This window comes from Terriglobus aquaticus, from assembly GCF_025685415.1.
Lineage (GTDB): Bacteria > Acidobacteriota > Terriglobia > Terriglobales > Acidobacteriaceae > Terriglobus > Terriglobus aquaticus.
The window spans coordinates 1,073,110-1,090,286 of the sequence record NZ_JAGSYB010000001.1 but is presented as its reverse complement, the minus strand read 5'-3'; the positions used below and the strand labels follow the sequence as shown (position 1 = coordinate 1,090,286).

Genomic DNA, 17,177 nt, shown 5'->3' with positions numbered 1-17,177 from the left:
CTGAGCATCCAGTGCGGCCGTTTTCTAATGCACTAGTTCCAACTGCATGCTCGACTCGAGTTCCATTGGCATCACGCGGGCTGCGTCCTTGGCAGGAGGCAGTAGCGCGGGCCGCCCCAGCAGGTAGCCCTGCAACTGCTGACAGCCTTCGCGCTTCAGGATGCGGCGCTGCTCCTCCGTCTCCACTCCCTCGGCCGTAGTCGCCACGCCAAGACTGCTGCAAAGCCCGGTCACGGCACGCACGATCGCAAGGGACTCCTTCGTCCGTCCCAGGTCCTGCACAAAGCTACGGTCAATCTTGATGCGAGTAAACGGAAGCGTGCGCAGAAAACTCAGAGACGAGTAGCCCGTGCCGAAATCGTCCATCGCGACCAAAATCCCAAGGGCGCGCAGGTCTTCCAGGACACTTTTCGCATTGGCAACGTCGTTCATCATCGCCGTTTCCGTGATCTCCAACTCCAGCCGGTTTGCCGGCAGACCTGACGACTCCAGTAAGCCTGTGATGCGCGGCACGAGGTTTGGCCAGCAAAACTGCGTGGGCGACAGGTTGACCGACACCGTCAGCTCATCTGCCCAGCGCGAAGCCTCTTCGCACGCAGTCCGCAGCACCCAATCACCGATTTCGATCATGAGGCCGTGCTGCTCAGCAAACGGTATGAAGTCGGCCGGCGAAACGCTGCCGCGCGTAGGGTGGTTCCACCGCAACAGGGCCTCGTAGCCGGTTAGCCGATTGCTGGTGGTGTCCACCACCGGCTGGTAGTGCAGCGCGAATTCGTTTCGCAGCAAGGCTTGGCGCAGGTCGCTCTCCAGTTCACGCCGCTGCACCAGCTCTGACTCCATGCCCGATTCATACCAGCGGAAGCTGCCGGGCTTTTCTTTCTTGGCAGAGTACAGTGCCAGGTCGGCGTTCCTCAGCAGCATCTCCGTCGCGCAACCTTCCGCATCGGTCTGAGCGATCCCGATGCTGACCCCGACCGAAACTGTCCTTTCGTCGATCTCGATCGGCTGCGAGATACGTCGAATCAGGCGTTCGCTCACGGCGTTGGCGGCTGCGATTCCCGCAACGTCGGTCAGCAAAATGGCGAACTCATCGCCGCCCAGTCTTCCCGCTGCGCCAGCCCCATTCAGCTCCGCCAGGATTCGCTCCGCGACAATCTTGAGTACCTTGTCACCCACCAGATGACCCATGCTGTCGTTGACCGGCTTGAAGCGGTCCAGGTCCAGGTACAACAGAGCGCAATGCTTGCCGCGATTCAGCGCGCGTTCCGCCACGTTGCGGAACGAATTCCGATTCAACAGCGTCGTCAGCGGATCATGGTGCGCCAGGTGAGACACCTGGTCCTCGATGCGCTTCTTTTCTGTCACATCGCGCGTGATCTTGGCGAATCCGATCAGGGCGCCGGACTCGTCGCGAATGGCGTCGATCACCACATGCGCCCAGAACTTGGTTCCGTCTTTGCGAACGCGCCAGCCTTCTCCCTCGAACTTACCGAGCTCCAAGGCCGTGGCCAAGGCGCGCTGCGGCAGGCCTCGCCGCTGATCTTCCGGCCGATAGAAGCGCGAAAAGTGCTGGCCCACGATCTCTTCGGCCAGATATCCCTTCGCTCGTTGCGCCCCGGCGTTCCAGTTAGAAACAATGCCTTCCGGCGAAAGCATATAGATCGCGTAATCGGTTACGCCCTGCACCAGGACGCGAAAATTGCGCTCCTGCTCCAGCGCTCGCCGATCCCGCTCGCGCTTCTCCGTCATGTCGCGAGTGATCTTAGCGATGCCAACGGTTCGACCGTTGCTGTCATGCACGGATTGCAAGGTCACATGAGCCCAAAGCCTGGTTCCGTCTTTGCGGACCCGCCAGCCCTCACCCTCGACCCTGCCATCGCGTAGCGCACAGTCGATCATGTGCTGCGGCAAGCCGCGCTTCCGGTCTTCCTCGGTGTAGAACACAGAGAAGTGTCGGCCAACGATCTCCTCGCTGCGGTACCCTTTGGCCCGCTCCGCCCCGGGATTCCAGTTGCTGACCACACCATCCAGGCTGAGCATGTAGATGGCGTAATCCGTCACGCTCTGAATCAGCAGCCGGTACATCGAGTCATCGGTAAAGGTGCAGCTACTCGTATCTATGTGCATTTTGATCTTATCGGCTGTGTGCTGCGAGCTGAGTGTCCCATTGCGGGACGCATCTCCGACGTCGGCTAGGTGGTGGCTCAGCGGCTTCATCGCGCACTCCCCGCAATCTGCAGCAAGCGCGTTACGGCAGCGGGATCATGCCACAGCTCGCGCAGGGCGGCCTGCTCCGTTTCCGCGTTGGCGACGTCGCCTCGACCGCGATAGGTGGCACTCAGCAGCGCCAGTGCTGCGGGGTAGCTGATGCTGCCAGAGAGGTACGCGGCGCCGCGCCGCTCCACGACGGCGCGACCGTCCGAGATCGCCGCGTCCGAACGCCCCAGCAGCAGTTCCAGCCGCGCCCGCAGCAGCAGGGCGTCGGGAGTATGTGCGTTGGAAAGCGACGCCAGCGCACCGGTCTTATCTCCCGCGAGCCACATCCGCGCTGCGTCCGCGCACTCATCGTGTGGAGCTTCAACTTGGGGCGCCGGCAAACGGCACCAGGCGGCGGTCATCCACGCCAGGGTGGCTGCCTCTCCTCCTGCGTCGGCGGTACCCGCCGGAGGGCACTGGCCGCTCAGCGCCAGGTTCCAGCGCCGCAACTCCCCTGCGTACATTGCCCCAGAGGCTGCACCGCTCAGTCCGGCCGCCATCGCTCCTGCACGTTGGAAGGTGGTATCAGCGCCGGCGATGTCGCCCGTGTTGGCACGGTACACGGCGTCGGCCAGCAACAGCGGCAGGGTTGGCTTGTCATTGTGCAGCCGCATCAGCGCGGACGCAGTTTCCGCGCGATCGTTTTTGAGCACTGCCGCTGCCAGGGAAAGCTCGGGCGAACCGAGGCCCGCGTTGAAGGCGGTGGTCTGCAGCGTCCAGGCCGCATCCGGCTGCCCGCTTTCAATCTCCGCCGCAGTCTGCAACTCCAGGTGGCGAAGACGGTATGGGTCCAGGTGGACGGCGGCAACAGCCGCAGCGAGCGCATCCTTGGGATGGCCGGCGCGCAGCATCTGCTCGGCCACTGCAGCCTGCGCCTCTGCGTCCGCCGGTCTGGCGGCACGCCAACGCTCCGCCGCCTGCAGCGCCTCTTCGCTCCCACCGCGTAGGGCCAGCAGATAGTTGCGCTCGGCCCGCAAGTGAGGTCCGCCGGTGGCCGGCGCCGCGGCGATCGCGTCGAGTTCCGCCGACGCGTCGCGGTCGGCGTGCAAGCCTAACAGCAGTTCGGCACTTCGCAGTCGTGCCGCCAGGAGCGATGGAGCTAGCTTCGTCGCCGAGTTGAAAGCTGCCAATGCACCTGCGTCATCGCCGATCTCGGCGCGCGCTTCCCCTTCGGCCAGCGCCGCCAGGGCGCCCAAGGCGTCAGCACCGTCTGCTATGTTCCCGGAGTTCTCCGTCGCGCTTGCAGCGTCTTCTCCCATCGCAAGTCGGAGCCGTCCCACCAGTTGCGAAAGCAACCCGGGCACCTCTGCGGCAGAACCCGCCGAGGCTTCTACGTGGGCGACCTCCTCGTCCCCGGCTGCCCGCCGTACCGATAGGTGCAGCAGGTATCCGTCACCGCTCCGGGAAAGTGTGCCGCCGACCGTGTAGAGGTCGCTGGATGCTGCGGGCTGCGCACTGTCTCCCTGAGCCGGTTGGAGGATCTTCTGGATGCGGGTCGTCGTCCCATCCGTTCCGCCTTCCAGCACGTCCGGTGCCGCGGGCCGCCAGACGGTGAGCAGGGGCGACTCGTCCAGCAACGTCTCCAGGAGCATCGTCGGACCGCGGTCCAGCCGGGGGTCGCCTGTCTGGTTGCTGAGAGGCACAACCTGAACGGTGCCGCGAATGACGGGCGCATGATTCGCCCCATCGCGCGACCGCAACGCGAGCCAGGCCGCGGCCGCCCCGCCGACCAGCAGCAGCAGCAACAGCCCGATCAGCGGTCCGCGAGAGTTGGCGCCAGGAGTCCGAGGAGCCGCAAGCAGAACGGAGTCCGTGACTGCACCCGCACCAAGTTGCCGGCTGCCCTGGCGAGATGCCTCACCGGTCCGCCGTTTACGGTTTGCCGCAACCGGTTCCACAGGTTCGGCTACCGGCTGCGGTGGACTTGAACGAAGTTCCCGGGAGCCTGAGGCGTTTCCAATCGGGCGCGCACTGGCGGTTTCCGCCGAGATGGCTACCGGCACGAGCGGGACCGTACCCGAATCGGTCGGCTCGAACGCCGGTAACTGAGCAACGGCCGTATCAGGACTCGGCAGCGGGCGCTGCGGGCGGGACCGCGGCCGTGTGCTCTCCGTCGCCGGCCCAGGGTTCGCCGGTGCTCCGGTCGAAGCGGGATAGGGCGGCGAAACTGACGTGGGAGGGGCCGGGACGGCTCTGCGCATTGCCTCCGCACTGTTTGGCTGCGGTCGAGCTTCGCCTCGCTCTGCTGCAGCGAGCGCATCCAGCAGCGCGGTTGCGGATGGCATGCGGTCCGCGCGGTTCTTGATCAGGAGAGCGCGAATGATCCCGTCCAGGTCCACCGATAGGTTCAGATTCTCCTCACGCGGCGGCACCGGCTGCAGGTGCAGCAGGTTTGCGAACACGATCGCGCTGGTCGCACCCGGAAACGGCAGTCGCCCGGTCGCCATCTCGTATAGCACCGCGCCCAGCGAGAACAGGTCGGTGCGCGCGTCCAACTCCTCGCCGCATGCCTGCTCGGGCGACATGTACTCGACCGTCCCCACGGTGGATCCGGCCCGCGTGAGCCCGCGCGACCGGGTCCTGGTGGGCTCTCCGTCCCGTTCCAGCTTGGCGAGACCGAAGTCCAGCACCTTCACATCCACCGTGCCCGCTCCGTCGGCGACTAGGAAGATGTTCGCGGGCTTGATGTCGCGGTGGACCACACCTTTGCCGTGGGCAGCCTGGAGCGCCAGGGCCACCCGGAACGCAATCTCGCGCAGGTCGGGCTCGGGTACCGGCCCACGCAGGATCCGGTCCTTCAGCGCCTCTCCTTCCAGCAGTTCCATGACCAGGTAGGGATCGCCATCCTGTTCGCCGATGTCGAACACGGTGCAGATATTCGGGTGATTGAGCGAGGAGATGGTGCGCGCTTCCCGCAGAAAGCGCTCGGACGCGCCCGCGATCTCCAGATTGCGGTGCAGTACCTTGATGGCAACTTCCCGCTGCAGCCGTGGGTCAAGAGCGCGGTACACCGCCCCCATGCCACCCGAGCCGATCTGGTTCAGAACTACGTAAGGTCCGAGCTTTGGGGGGAAATCGGGGTCCAAGCCTCCGGACCTCCTCGGGGCCGGTGTCCGTAGAAAGAAGTGCAGCCATGATAGCCGACAGCCTACATCTCCCACGATGCGCTTTTGGTGGGATCGCATCGGGAGCAAGTGGTAGCTCGGCAAAGCCCACTTGGTAAACTGACGCACATGCCGGAATCAGCTCTCCTGCTGTCGCTCAATCGCGTTCGCAGAGCTACGGATCGTCACCTGGAGGCAGTTGCGGCCTGGATGGACCAGCGGCCCATGCTGCTGTACGGCTTCCTGTTCGTGGTGTACCTGCTGTTTGCGTTGCGCAGCATCGCGAGCCGGCCTCTCTGGTTCGATGAGCTCTTTACCTTTCACATCGCCCAGGCGCCGACCCTCCGCGAACTGTTTCGGCAGCTCCGTGCGCTGGACCTGAATCCACCTCTCAGCTACCTGCTGACACGGTTCTCAATGCACCTGTTTGGGGCGAACGCCCTGGGTGCCCGCATCCCGGAGACGCTCGCCTTCTTTGCTGCCATGGTGTTCCTTGGCAGATTGGTCGCCCGGCGGTTCGGTTCCCTGTACGGCTTTGCCGCTTCGACGATGCTGCTGGCCAGCCCGACGGGCGACTTGTTTACCGAAGCGCGACCCTACGCTCTCATGGTCGCCGCCCTTGCCCTGGCATGGTGGATGACAGACGGAGCCGCCGAACGGCTGACGGCGGGCCGTCCCGCGTTACTGCACCTGGGCGTGCTCCTCCTGGCGGGATGCACGGCCCTTCTATCCCAGGCGTTAGCAGTGCCGGCCTGGCTGCTGCTGATCGCGGTCGTTCTTCTCTTTCGCGAGTGGAGACAGCCCCGTCTGATTGCTGCCACGGCGCTGCCCCTGCTGGTCACGCCGGTGTTGCGGACGTTCATCGCGGAACACGGCCACACAATCTTTCCGAAGTCGTTCCTGCCCACCCCCACGATGGTGTTCGCGTTCTACAACGCCCGCTTCGTTCGGGAAGAGATCCTGTTGGCCCTGACCGCGGTGGTGCTGCTGGCGGTGGCCGGCTTCCCGGCCCTGCGAGGTGGCTCCGGCTGGGGGCTGCGCCGCCCCGACTGGGCGGTCGCGCTGTTGTGGATTGGCTTGCCCGGCATGCTCATGATCCTGTTCATGGTTACCAGGGCGGCGTTCTTTTACCGCTACGGCAGTGTTGCAAGCCTTGGTGTCGCCGCAGTGGCTACTGCCCTGTTGTTCCGCTGGACAGGTGGCCGGCGCAGCGCGGCACTAATCGTCGCAGTCCTGGCCCTGCTGGAAGGTCACGCGCTCCCGGGCGCCCTGCTCCAACTGCGTCACCCGGCTCGCGTGTTGCCGGTATCGCTGCCCTGTGTGCCTTGTCAGATCGCCGCTGAAATGCACCTGCCTCTGGTCGATAGCAACGGTCTCACCTACGTGGAAATGGCACACCGCGAATCGCCTGAAACGCTGGCCAACGTCTTCTACCTCCAGGATCTGAACGCGGCACACACCGTCGCTCACGCGAGCATCTTCGACCATCTGGACCTGGTGCAGCAGACGTTCGGGCTTGCGGATCGCGTTGTCGACGCCAGCCAGTTCGAACAGCAGCACCGGCGCTTCGTTGTCTACGGCTCCTACACCTACCCGGAGCAGTGGCTCCTGCGCAAACTGCGGCAGGACGGAGCGCACCTCGAGTTGCTGCACGAATCCACGGAAAGCTACGCCGACCAGGACACGTGGCTGGTTGAGCTTCCATGACGGCGGGCCTCTTGAACCTGCAACTGAAAGAAACCCGGCAAACGCTGCTGTTCGACGCCGACGACACCCTGTGGGAAAACAACATCTACTTTGACCGAGCGATCGCCGGATTCATCGATCTGCTCGCGCATCCCACCTGGTCGGCCGAGGAGGTGCGCAGCGCCTTCAACCAGCTCGAGCATGAACGCGTGGCGGTGCATGGCTATGGCGCTATCAGCTTTCGCTCCTCCATGCTTGCAGCGATCGAGCAGTTCCACTGCCGCGCGTGCACCTCTGCGGAAGTCAGCCGGATTCACGAACTCACTGCGTCCATCCTCGAGGCCCGTATCGAACTCCTGCCCGGTGTGGCAGAAACCCTGACCGATCTCGCAACGCGACACACTCTGGTGCTGATGACCAAGGGCGCAGCCGAGGAACAAACGGAGAAGCTGCGCCGTTCGGGCCTGGCGCCACTCTTTGCTCACGTGGAGGTGGTTCGGGAGAAGCATCGCGAGGCGTACCTGGACCTCCGCTCGCGCCACCGGCACGATGCCGCTACCACGTGGATGGTCGGGAACAGTCCTCGCAGCGACATCAACCCGGCGCTGGCGGCCGGCCTGCACGCCGTCTTCCTGCCGCATCCCAACACCTGGGTGCTGGAGCACGAGTCAGTCGCGCCAGCGCCGCCGGGGCAGCACCTGTTGGAACTGAACAGCATCCGCGAACTGCTCCAGATCTTCTGATCGCTGGTGCGTCTGGAGCTTCGGCTCGCACCACCCGCGATGCTATACTCGCCCTTGGATGGCTGATCCGTTCGCGTGGTTCCCAATGGGCCAACACGATGCGGAGGTGGCGAAATTGGCAGACGCACTAGCTTGAGGTGCTAGCGCCGCAAGGCATAGGGGTTCAAGTCCCCTCCTCCGCACCATTCACAACTTCCGCTCGTTCCGCTGCTTGCCATACGTGCTGTGCAACCGTGGCCTGGGGCTGATCTAAGGACTGGCATGACCTTTCTTCTCTACTTCACGGTATTCCTCTTCGTCGTGGTCTGCCTGTTTCTTATCGGCGTGGTACTTCTGCAGCAAGGCAAGAGCGCCGACCTGGCAAGCGCCTTTGGCGGCCAGGGAACGCAGACGGCCTTTGGACCCCGCGGCACGGCGAACCTGTTTACGCGTCTGACCACCTGGTCCGCCGTCCTGTTCATGCTGCTCGCCATCGTGCTGACGGTCATGTTCTCCCGCGCGGGCAGCCACTCTGTTCTGAGTGGAACGCATCTTTCGCAGCCGGCGAAGAAGTAACAGCGATCCCCTGCTGTCTGCCCTTGAGGCGCGTTGCATCTTGCACGCGCCTTTCGTCGTTTGTACCCGTTCCGAATGTCAGGAGAGCGCATGGCCGTTGACACGCCCGAGGTCGCTGAGTCGCAACCACCCCGCCTGATACGTGAGACTTTCCCCGTAGGTCCTTTGCGGTGCAACTGCTCGGTGCTGGGCGACCCGGACACCCTTGAAGCGATCGTGATCGACCCGGGTGGTGACGTTCAGCGCATCCTTGCAGTACTGGCCAAACACAACCTGCGTCTGACTGGCATTGTGGTCACTCACGCGCACCTGGATCACATCTCCGGCGCAGCCAGCCTGCGTGCACTCACGGGAGCACCGGTGCTCTACCACCAGGCCGATCTGGAGCTGGTCGCTCTCATGGATCAGCAGGCTGCGTGGATGGGCGTGCCGACGCCCGAAGTCAAGGCGCCAGACGAGAGCATCGGAACGGCAACGGAACTCCGCGTCGGCAGGTCAACACTCCGCGTGCTCCACACCCCTGGGCACACCCCGGGGAGCATCTGCCTCTATGCCCCGGATCACGACCTGCTCCTGGCAGGCGACACGCTCTTCCAGGGCAGCGTGGGCCGCACAGACCTGTGGGGCGGCGACACCAGCACGTTATTGCGCAGCATTCAGAGCGAGCTGTTGCACCTTCCAGAGGGCACCCTGGTTATCCCGGGACACGGAAATACAACCTCCATCGGCTTGGAACGAGAACACAACATCTACTTGCGAAATCTTTAGCTTGCAGGCGGTCATCTCAACTCTGAGTTGAAGCCTCTGCCTCAAGCGTTACTCCAAAGGTTCTCCCGAACCTAAAGAGTCACCTCCAGCCATTTCTCAATCGAGTCGACGAGGAGGCGAACTCCTCGCTCGAAACTCTCGGGCTCCGGCAGCAGGCTAAGCACAACCCAGCCTCGCCCGGGCAGGGCGAAGAACGATCCCGGGTGCACCAGAACGCCGGTTGCGTGCAGCAGGCGAAGCGCGAAGTCAGTGTCGGCTTCGAGTGCAGGCAGCCGAAGCAGAACCGACCATCCGCCCTCGACTGGCAGTCGGGACACGACCGAAGCTCCGGCGATCTCCCGATCCAGAATCGTGAGGTTGGATTGGATACGCCCTTTTCCCTGCGCCTGCACGGAGGCGCCCACCTGAAGCCAGTCGCTCATCGCATTTGCTGCCGGCGCCGCTACGGAGAGAAACGTATCGGCGATGTACTCCAGCCGATGGAGAGCTTCGCGGCGCAGTGGCTCGGGGCCCAGCACCAGCGTCCATGCCAACTTCATCTGCGGCAGCGCGAGGACCTTACTCAGACCGCTCATCACGAAGGTCAGCGCGTCAGGTTGCGAACTGGCAGCAAAGCTTTGCGAGACGCCTCGTACCGCTTGAGGCTCGGCGGGATAGTCCAAGAAAACTTCATCGACCAGCAGTGGCAAGCCACGCCGCGCGGCAATTCGATCCAGAGCCTGCCGTTCCTCCGGGCTGGTGAAGTGCCCGGTCGGATTGTTGGGATGCACAACGACGATGGCGCGGGTTCGAGGCGTGATAGCAGCTTCCAGGGCGTCGAGGTCCGTCTCCCAGAACTCGTGAAAACGCAGAGGGTACGGCACGGTCTCCACGTCGGAGATGCGGGCGAGCAGGTCGAACAGCGGGTAACTCGGCTGTGGCACCAGAACATGGTCGCCCGGCTCGCAGAAGAGCCGGAACAGAAAGCTGTAAGCTTCGCTGGTGCTTGCCGTGAGCACCATCTCGGCAGGGTCGACCTGCACGCCGCGCTCGCGATAGTAGATCTTCGCAACGGCTTTGCGAGCCTGCATCGGCCCAAACGGCTCCGCGCGGTACACCATGTTTGTGGCGTGGCTCAGAGGTGGCAGCAGGGTTGTTCCGGCGATGCCCAGCCCACACCGCGTTGGATTGCTCTCCGTCAGGTCCAGCACTGGCAGACCGGCGCGGCGGCGGAGAGCGACGGCCTCCGTCAGCGGATCGGCTTCCGCGCCGAAGTGGGTGCGATTGGAAAAATGCATGAGATTCAGTGCGGAACGCTGGCAGATGCGCGGGTACAATCCTGCCTATGCAGCCAGTTGAAGCGGTCCTGTTCGATTTTGGCATGGTGCTGAGCCTGCCCCCGGTGCCCGCCGTCTGGGCAGAGATGCAGCGGGTAAGTGGCCTGGATGAGGCGACACTGCACCGCTTTTACTGGCAGCACCGCGACAGCTACGACGAGGGCGCGCTGGACGGCCCGGCCTACTGGAACACGATCGCACAGGGCGGTGGGCGGAGCCTGTCAGACGAGCAGAAAGAGCGCCTTCTGGCCCTGGATGTCGACCTGTGGACGGACATGAACCTGCCAATGCTGGCGTGGGTCAAGCTGCTGCACCGTGCGGGCGTGCGCACCGGCATCCTGTCCAACATGCCGGGCGCGATGGCCGAAGGCATCGTGCGCAGGTTCGACTGGATCAGCGACTTTCACCACGCCGTGTGGTCCCACGCGCTTCGCCTGCGCAAGCCACAGCAGGAGATCTATGCCGCCGCCACCGAGGGCCTGGGCGTGCCGGCGAACCGCATTCTCTTCATCGATGACAAGGAAGAGAACATCCACGCGGCCCAGCGGTTTGGCATGCAGGGCATCGTGTACCGCGATCACCACAGCTTCTTAGCCGAGATGGAGGAGCGGGGTTTCCACTACCTGCTCGATCCCACTCACGCCACCGCAACCGCCTAACCTAACCACTCCCGCTGATACAAAGGGAGACACATCTGTTCCAGAACAGTACGACCCGGTGCAACTTGCGTGGACTCATCGCAGAATGAGACACTCGCACCCTTCTTCTCCATGGATTACTGATTACGGCTGCACGGCGGCAAGAATGCTGCTGTGAAGTGACGTGTGATGCCATTGAGACTGCCGCGACCATTTCGCCTCCCACTTCTGTTGCTCGCCCTGCTGACCGGCGCCACCGGCGCGTCTGCGCAGTCGGTGTCCCGTGTCGGGCTGCGATCCGTCAATGGACAGGGTCGCTTTATCGGACTAAAAGCCGACGCAGCTGGGAACCTGTACACATTGGTCGAAGCTGGCGATGGACTCCGCCTAGTCAAGATGGATCCGACCGCGTCGACCACCCTGGCCGAAACGGATCTGGGTCAGGCCGGAGACCATGGCGTGGCGTTGGCGCTGGATGCCGCTGGAAACGTGTACGTGGCGGGAACTTCCCTGTCCAACGGTTCTGTAACCGGCACCGCCGGAACCAGCTACCCGAACCGAGCGGATACCACCACCAACTCGTTCCTGGCGAAGTTCACGCCCGCGCTCACTGAGCAGTGGCTTACCTTTCTGGGCAGCGGCCGAATGGCGGTAACCGCGGTCGACGCTTCGTCCACCCAGGTAGTCGTGACCGGCTCAATCTTTGCGGCGACGCTGCCGGTTACTCCGAACGGAATCCAGCAGCAGCCACTGCCCGGCAGCTTTGGCAACGGATTCGTGCAGAGCTTCAGCACGACCGACGGGACGCTGCGCTACAGCACGTATCTGAGCGGCGCGAATGGAGACACCTCGCCGGCCGGCGTTGCCCTGGATGCTTCGGGGAACGCCTACATCGTTGGCTCAACGACGGCCAGCGGCTTCCCTACTCTCAACGCCCTCATCCCCGATCTGCTGACCGACGCCCGTTCGCCCGTGTCGGGCTTTCTGACAAAGCTCACCCCTGCCGGCGACGGCTTCGTATTTTCTACTTACATCCCGGGCAATGGCCTGACGTCCGCGGCTACTGACAGCGGCACCAGCAGCATTCTGGTGGGCGGCAACATTGCTGCAGGCTTGTTTCCGCTGACGGTGGTGAACGCGCCGGTGGCAGCCAGTCTGACCTACCAGGCGGCGCTGAGAATTGCGCAGGATGGATCGGCGGTCACCAGCTCCACCCTGCTCGCGCCCGGCGATACGGCGATCGTGGCACCCAGCGGAAGCGGCTTCGTGGCCGCGGTAGCCTCTGCGTCGGCGAATGTTCCGCCTCTTCTGCCCTTGTCGGCGTTGCAGGCGGAGGGCTCCGGCTTCCTGCTGGTGGGCAACGGCAGTGGCCAGGTGCAGCGCACGGCCCGCGTCGGAGGCGTTCCCGTGCAGGAGCCTGGCTTCAGCAGTGTGCCCGTCTCAGCCGGTGGCGTTCTCACCGCGAGCGACGGTACCGCAGTGTTCGCCGGTGGTATCGCCCCAACCCTGAGCAGCGCCCTTCGGCCGACCGAACGTTACGACGTTTCGTTAGGACCGGCGACCACCGCGGCTCTCCCCTCGACGGTACGCGATGCCCTGCCGCCGACGACCTGCAACGGCAGCGGATGCGACGGTGGCGCGGCCGTGCTGGCACGGCTGGACTCGGCGAGCGATGCGTCGCTTCTGCTCTCAGTGGACGATCTGCCCAACATCACCGTGCGCAATGCAGGGGCGACGGCCGCCGTCAGTCTCCAGGTCACGGCCGCAGGCTTCACCGTCAGCAGCACCACTTGTGGCGCCTCCCTGCCGGCGGGTTCGGAATGTGATGTGGCTCTTGCGGGCTCCGGCCCGGGCTCCATCACGGTTTCAGCGGGCAACGCTACAACCGCAACTGCAGCTCTGCCTGCAAACACGCTCACTGCGGACGCCCTGAGCGTCGTCCCCAAGGAGCTGGATTTCGGCAGCACCGCCGCGACCACACCTCGCCAGCGAACGCTGACCGTGACGAATCTGACTGGCTCGCCGCAGACCTTCGCCTCACAGGCAGGCCTCACCAGCACGCTTTTCACCGTGAGCCAGAGCAGCTCGACCTGCACGCCGGTTGGAGATGGAGTGCATTTCACCCTTCCAGCCGGAGCGTCGTGCACCATTACGCTTCAGCTTGCCGCCAGTTCCAGTGCGTCGGACGACGGGAGCGCCCGGGCCACCTGGGTCGTTGGACCGCGTGAACTGACGTTGACTGGATACACGCAGGCTTCCCCGCTCACCGTCTCCGCTACCCACCTCGGCTTCGGACGTGTCTTCGCGGGCGGACTCCATTCGCCGCGATACCTGTATCTGTCCAATGGCAGCGACGTGGCGCAGGCCCACACGGCGGTTTCGCTCTCGCCCGGACTGCCCTTCCATCTAACGGACGGCTGCCCTTCGACCCTGTCGCCGCAATCCGTCTGCCAGATCTCCGTGACCTACCTGTCGCAGACCGTGCCGTCAGCGGACGCGACCACCATCACGGTAGATGGCTACTCGGTTCTGATCGACGGTCAAACCGTGCCGCAGCCCAGCGTGAACGGTTCGGCGGTCAACCCGAACCTGTCGGTCAGCGCGACAACCGTCACGTTTGCGCAGCCGGTGGTGGTCACCACGGTCTCGACCGAAACGCAGAGTGTCACGGTCCAGAACACGGGTGCGACCCCGTTTGCGCTTGCGGTCGCGGTCAGCGGTGATTTCGCCGCCAGTGCCTGCCCGTCTACCCTGGCCGGCGGAGCTTCGTGCGTCGTCACACTCCACTTCACACCGAGCGATGCTGGGCTGCGCCAAGGTTTGCTCAGCGTAACGGCAGGTAGCAGCAGCCCGGTATACGTGACGCTGCAAGGCACTGCGACCGGCTTCCTGCCCGGGAGTGGTCTGATCAACTTCGGCCAGGTCCCGCTTCAAACACCCGCGGTGCAGTGGTTCCGGCTTTCGCAGCCCTTTGCAAGCCTCAGCATTGCTTCCAGCAGCTCCGATTTTCGCGTTCTGCTGGTGGAGGATCAGGGCTACGGCTACGGCACGCCCGACCGCACCCAGTTCCAGCAGAACCTGACTGGAAGCTGCGGTAGCTGCTACCTGGGCGTGCAGTTCATGCCCGCATCCGCCGGACCGCAAACGGCGAACCTAAGCATCACCTCGACGCAGGGCGGCGCGGCGCAGACCGTCGCGCTGTCCGGTACCGGCATCCCGCCCTCGGGCGTCTTGCTGACCCCAGCGGCACAGGATTTCGGATCGGTCCCAGTCGGTAGTTCCACCGGCGCGGAGTTCTTCAATCTGACCAACGCCACCTCCAGCGCAATCTCGACGGGAACCGCTGGCTTTTCGGGTGACTTCGGAGCAAGCTCCACCGCCACCGGCGGCACTGCCTGCGGCGGCACGCTGCAGGCTGGAGAAAGCTGCACGCTGGCGGTCCAGTTCGCACCCACCACAACCGGCCCGCGGAGTGGAAGTGTGAACTTCAACACGTCAGCCGGGCCTGTCAGCTCCAACCTGACGGGTTACGGCGACGTGAACCCTGGCCTGTCGTTTCAGCCGGCCTCCCTGCTCTTCCGGAACGTTCCCGGCATTCAGGCAACGCAGCAGGTCATCACTCTGACCAACACCGGCAATGTGGCGGCGACGGTTGGCAATGTCACCGTGAGTGACTCGCACTTCACCACCAGCAGCACCTGCACCTCTCTGCAGCCGGGTACGCAGTGCACGCTGACCGTCACGTATACCCCTGGCACTTCGCTGGCCAGCGGTCTGCTCACGGTGCCGGTGACTACCGCACCGGGTGGCGCAGCGCAGACCACGCAATACACCCTTTCCGTTCAGGCTCTATACACGGGAGAAAGCGCCGGGCTGGAGATTGTGCCCGGAGAGGACATCGCGGTGAACTACGGAGCGCTGGCCACCGCAAGCGTTTCGGCAACCCGGGTGTTCCGCGTCAACAATCTTTCCGGCAAGTCCCTCACGCTCTCGCTGGAAGCGCCGCGGCAGTTCCCGATCACGGCAACGAACTGCGCCGGTCTGGCACCGGGCGGATCGTGCACGGTCACAGTCGCCTATGCTCCCCTGCTGAACGCAGACGCGACCGGAACGCTCTTCATCCAGGGTCAGCCGACGGACGGCACTGCCACGGTGAACGGCCTGGCATACCTGGAAGGATACGGAGTCGGTTCGGGAACCCTGGGTGTGACAGGCAGTTTCACCGCTACTGGCGTGATCGATTTCGGCCAGGTGGCTTCCGGTCAGACGGCGTCGCAAAATCTGACGCTCGTCAATCTCAGCACCTCGGAGAAGATCACGGTCCGCCGCATTCGGGCGGAGTTCCCCTTCCAGGCGACCAGCACTTGCGGCGCTACGTTGGCGCCCTCGGCTAGCTGTGCCGTGGTGGTCAAGTACGCGCCCAACGCACAGACCACGATTAGCGGCAACGCTGGGTCGCAAAGCCAGACCGGAGTTCTGACACTAGAGTCTGACGCGGAAAATAGCCCGCTTCTGGTCGACCTTGCAGGGCGTACGGTACCGGTGCAGAGCAACAGTCCAGCGTCCGCGGCGCCGCTCGCAGTGCTCACCACGTCTCAGGGCGCGTTGACCTTTGCCAGCGGAACGGTCGGAAACGCTTCGGCAGCCCAGGCCGTCACGGTCACAAACACCGGCACCGTAGACCTGGTCATCTCTGGCGTCGTCACCAGCTCTGACTTCACCGCCACGAACGGTTGTGGCGCGCTTCCCGTTCGCGCATCGTGCCAGATCCAGGTGGCCTTCACTCCACAGGGGACTGGCACCCGCTCGGCAGCTCTCGAGATCCAAAGCAATGCTTCCAACGCGTTGGAGTACGTGAGCCTGATCGGCACAGGTACCTCCGCCTCCGTCTCGCTAAGTCCCAGCGCCCTTGATTTTGGAAGAGTTCTGCTGTCCCGCACGAGCGCGGCCCAGGTCGCGACGTTTACTAACACTGGTTCCAGCGCTGTCACTCTGGGTCCGATCACGGTCACCGGCGATTTCGCGCTGGCGTCGTCGTCAGCGGCAGGCGCCGTGTGCGCCAGCGGCGGCACCATTGCAGCAGGGGCGTCCTGCGTCCTCCCGGTGACGTTCACGCCGTCGCGTACCGGGACGCGAACGGGCGTGCTTTCGATCAGCAATTCGGCAACAAATCTGGCACTCACCGTCACCCTCAGCGGCGTCGGTGTACAGCCGCAGCTCGTGGCAACGCCCTCGGGGCTCAGCTTCGGAAACATCCTGATCGGGAACACTCAAACGTTAGCGCTGACGCTGACAAATACCAGCGCCACGGACGTCAATGGATTACAGATCGGTATCTCGTCCGGCGACTTCACGGGCACGTCTACCTGCGGACCGGTGACGTTGACCGCGGGTTCGTCCTGCTCCATCAATGTGACGTTTACGCCCAGCCAGCCTGGCGCTCGCACCGGCACGCTGACCGTCTCCAGCACCGATCCTTCCTCTCCGCTGCAGGTCCCGTTGACCGGCAACGGCCTGCAGGGTGGAAGCTTCACCCTCACGGTCAATGGCGCGTCAAGTGGTTCAGCAACTGTGCCCTATGGCATTGCCGCGAACTACGCTCTAGCGGTTACGCCGACGAATGGCTTCACCGGCGCCGTAGCGCTCACCTGCACCCCAAAGGCAATCGTCCAGTACACGGCTTGCTCCATCAATCCGTCCACGGTCACGCTGATCAACGGCACGGTCAACGCGACGGCAACCATCACAACCGTGACCGCGGTGAACACGGCCGCGAGCCGTCGCCCCGATTGGCGGGCAGCCGTGCTGTGCAGTACACCGGTGCTGTTGCTGGCGGGTCTGCGTCGCAGGCGTTGGGGCGCGGGACTGCTGCTGTCGATTGGACTGTGTGCCCTGCTCATGAGTTCGGGCTGTGGGAGCGGCACGCATGGTGACTCGCGTATTCGCTACGCCGCGGCAGGAACCTACCAGTTCACCATTTCCGCTGCGAGCACCACGGGCGTGACTGTGCAGCAGTCGGTTCCCATCACGCTCACCATCACCAACTCACCACAATAGAATTCACCTGCGGCTGGGCTATTCACGCGTGACCAGTGCAGCTTGCGCTGCACT

Annotated in this window: 9 protein-coding genes and 1 tRNA gene; 7 read left to right on the top strand and 3 right to left on the bottom strand. The window is 64.1% G+C overall.

The window, feature by feature from the left end; translation table 11 throughout:
- Positions 1–24 precede the first annotated feature (24 nt).
- Together OHL12_RS04585 and OHL12_RS04580 are read right to left on the bottom strand one after the other, a co-directional pair.
- The gene (locus tag OHL12_RS04585) at positions 25–2,217 is read right to left on the bottom strand and encodes a putative bifunctional diguanylate cyclase/phosphodiesterase (RefSeq protein WP_263412649.1); all 2,193 of its coding nucleotides are present in this window, start codon (positions 2,215–2,217) and stop codon (positions 25–27) included.
- Positions 2,214–5,342 carry a serine/threonine-protein kinase gene (locus tag OHL12_RS04580; protein WP_263412648.1) on the bottom strand — a complete coding sequence of 1,043 codons (3,129 nt, stop codon included), beginning with the start codon at positions 5,340–5,342 and terminating at the stop codon, positions 2,214–2,216. The genes OHL12_RS04585 and OHL12_RS04580 overlap by 4 nt, the downstream gene beginning before the upstream one ends.
- Before the next feature lie 147 nt (positions 5,343–5,489).
- On the opposite strand from OHL12_RS04580, the gene OHL12_RS04575 reads away from it, so the two are divergent.
- The 5 genes from OHL12_RS04575 (at position 5,490) to OHL12_RS04555 (ending at position 9,112) form a co-directional block, all read left to right on the top strand.
- Positions 5,490–7,067 (top strand): glycosyltransferase family 39 protein, encoded by a 1,578-nt coding sequence (locus OHL12_RS04575; RefSeq protein WP_263412647.1) that lies wholly within the window; start codon positions 5,490–5,492, stop codon positions 7,065–7,067.
- On the top strand, positions 7,064–7,789 hold the full coding sequence (locus tag OHL12_RS04570) for an HAD family hydrolase (protein ID WP_263412646.1): 726 nt from the start codon (positions 7,064–7,066) through the stop codon (positions 7,787–7,789). Before OHL12_RS04575 ends, OHL12_RS04570 begins: the two co-directional genes overlap by 4 nt.
- A gap of 100 nt (positions 7,790–7,889) precedes the next feature.
- Positions 7,890–7,974, top strand: a tRNA-Leu gene (locus OHL12_RS04565).
- A gap of 76 nt (positions 7,975–8,050) precedes the next feature.
- On the top strand, positions 8,051–8,344 hold the full coding sequence (gene secG, locus OHL12_RS04560) for a preprotein translocase subunit SecG (protein WP_263412645.1): 294 nt from the start codon (positions 8,051–8,053) through the stop codon (positions 8,342–8,344).
- 90 nt (positions 8,345–8,434) lie between these two features.
- A complete protein-coding gene (locus tag OHL12_RS04555; RefSeq protein ID WP_263412644.1) occupies positions 8,435–9,112 on the top strand; it encodes an MBL fold metallo-hydrolase in 678 nt (225 codons plus the stop codon).
- Between the two features lie 71 nt (positions 9,113–9,183).
- Here the strand turns inward: OHL12_RS04555 and OHL12_RS04550 are convergent, their stop codons facing one another.
- Positions 9,184–10,389, bottom strand: coding sequence for a pyridoxal phosphate-dependent aminotransferase (locus tag OHL12_RS04550; protein ID WP_263412643.1), 1,206 nt, complete (start codon positions 10,387–10,389; stop codon positions 9,184–9,186).
- A 47-nt stretch (positions 10,390–10,436) separates the two neighbouring features.
- Here OHL12_RS04550 and OHL12_RS04545 point away from each other — a divergent pair, with 47 nt between their 5' ends.
- Entirely contained in the window at positions 10,437–11,087 is a 651-nt protein-coding gene (locus OHL12_RS04545; RefSeq protein WP_263412642.1) for an HAD family hydrolase, read from the top strand.
- 168 nt (positions 11,088–11,255) lie between these two features.
- Positions 11,256–17,123: a choice-of-anchor D domain-containing protein gene (locus tag OHL12_RS04540; RefSeq protein ID WP_263412641.1), complete on the top strand. Its 5,868-nt coding sequence runs from the start codon at positions 11,256–11,258 to the stop codon at positions 17,121–17,123.
- Positions 17,124–17,177 lie beyond the last annotated feature (54 nt).

Excerpts from the sequence above, each read along its gene's own strand:
- OHL12_RS04585 (WP_263412649.1), bottom strand. The coding sequence starts at position 2,217 with ATGAAGCCGCTGAGCCACCACCTAGCCGACGTCGGAGATGCGTCCCGC.
- OHL12_RS04575 (WP_263412647.1), top strand. The coding sequence starts at position 5,490 with ATGCCGGAATCAGCTCTCCTGCTGTCGCTCAATCGCGTTCGCAGAGCT.
- OHL12_RS04570 (WP_263412646.1), top strand. The coding sequence starts at position 7,064 with ATGACGGCGGGCCTCTTGAACCTGCAACTGAAAGAAACCCGGCAAACG.
- secG (WP_263412645.1), top strand. The coding sequence starts at position 8,051 with ATGACCTTTCTTCTCTACTTCACGGTATTCCTCTTCGTCGTGGTCTGC.
- OHL12_RS04555 (WP_263412644.1), top strand. The coding sequence starts at position 8,435 with ATGGCCGTTGACACGCCCGAGGTCGCTGAGTCGCAACCACCCCGCCTG.
- OHL12_RS04550 (WP_263412643.1), bottom strand. The coding sequence starts at position 10,389 with ATGCATTTTTCCAATCGCACCCACTTCGGCGCGGAAGCCGATCCGCTG.
- OHL12_RS04545 (WP_263412642.1), top strand. The coding sequence starts at position 10,437 with ATGCAGCCAGTTGAAGCGGTCCTGTTCGATTTTGGCATGGTGCTGAGC.
- OHL12_RS04540 (WP_263412641.1), top strand. The coding sequence starts at position 11,256 with ATGCCATTGAGACTGCCGCGACCATTTCGCCTCCCACTTCTGTTGCTC.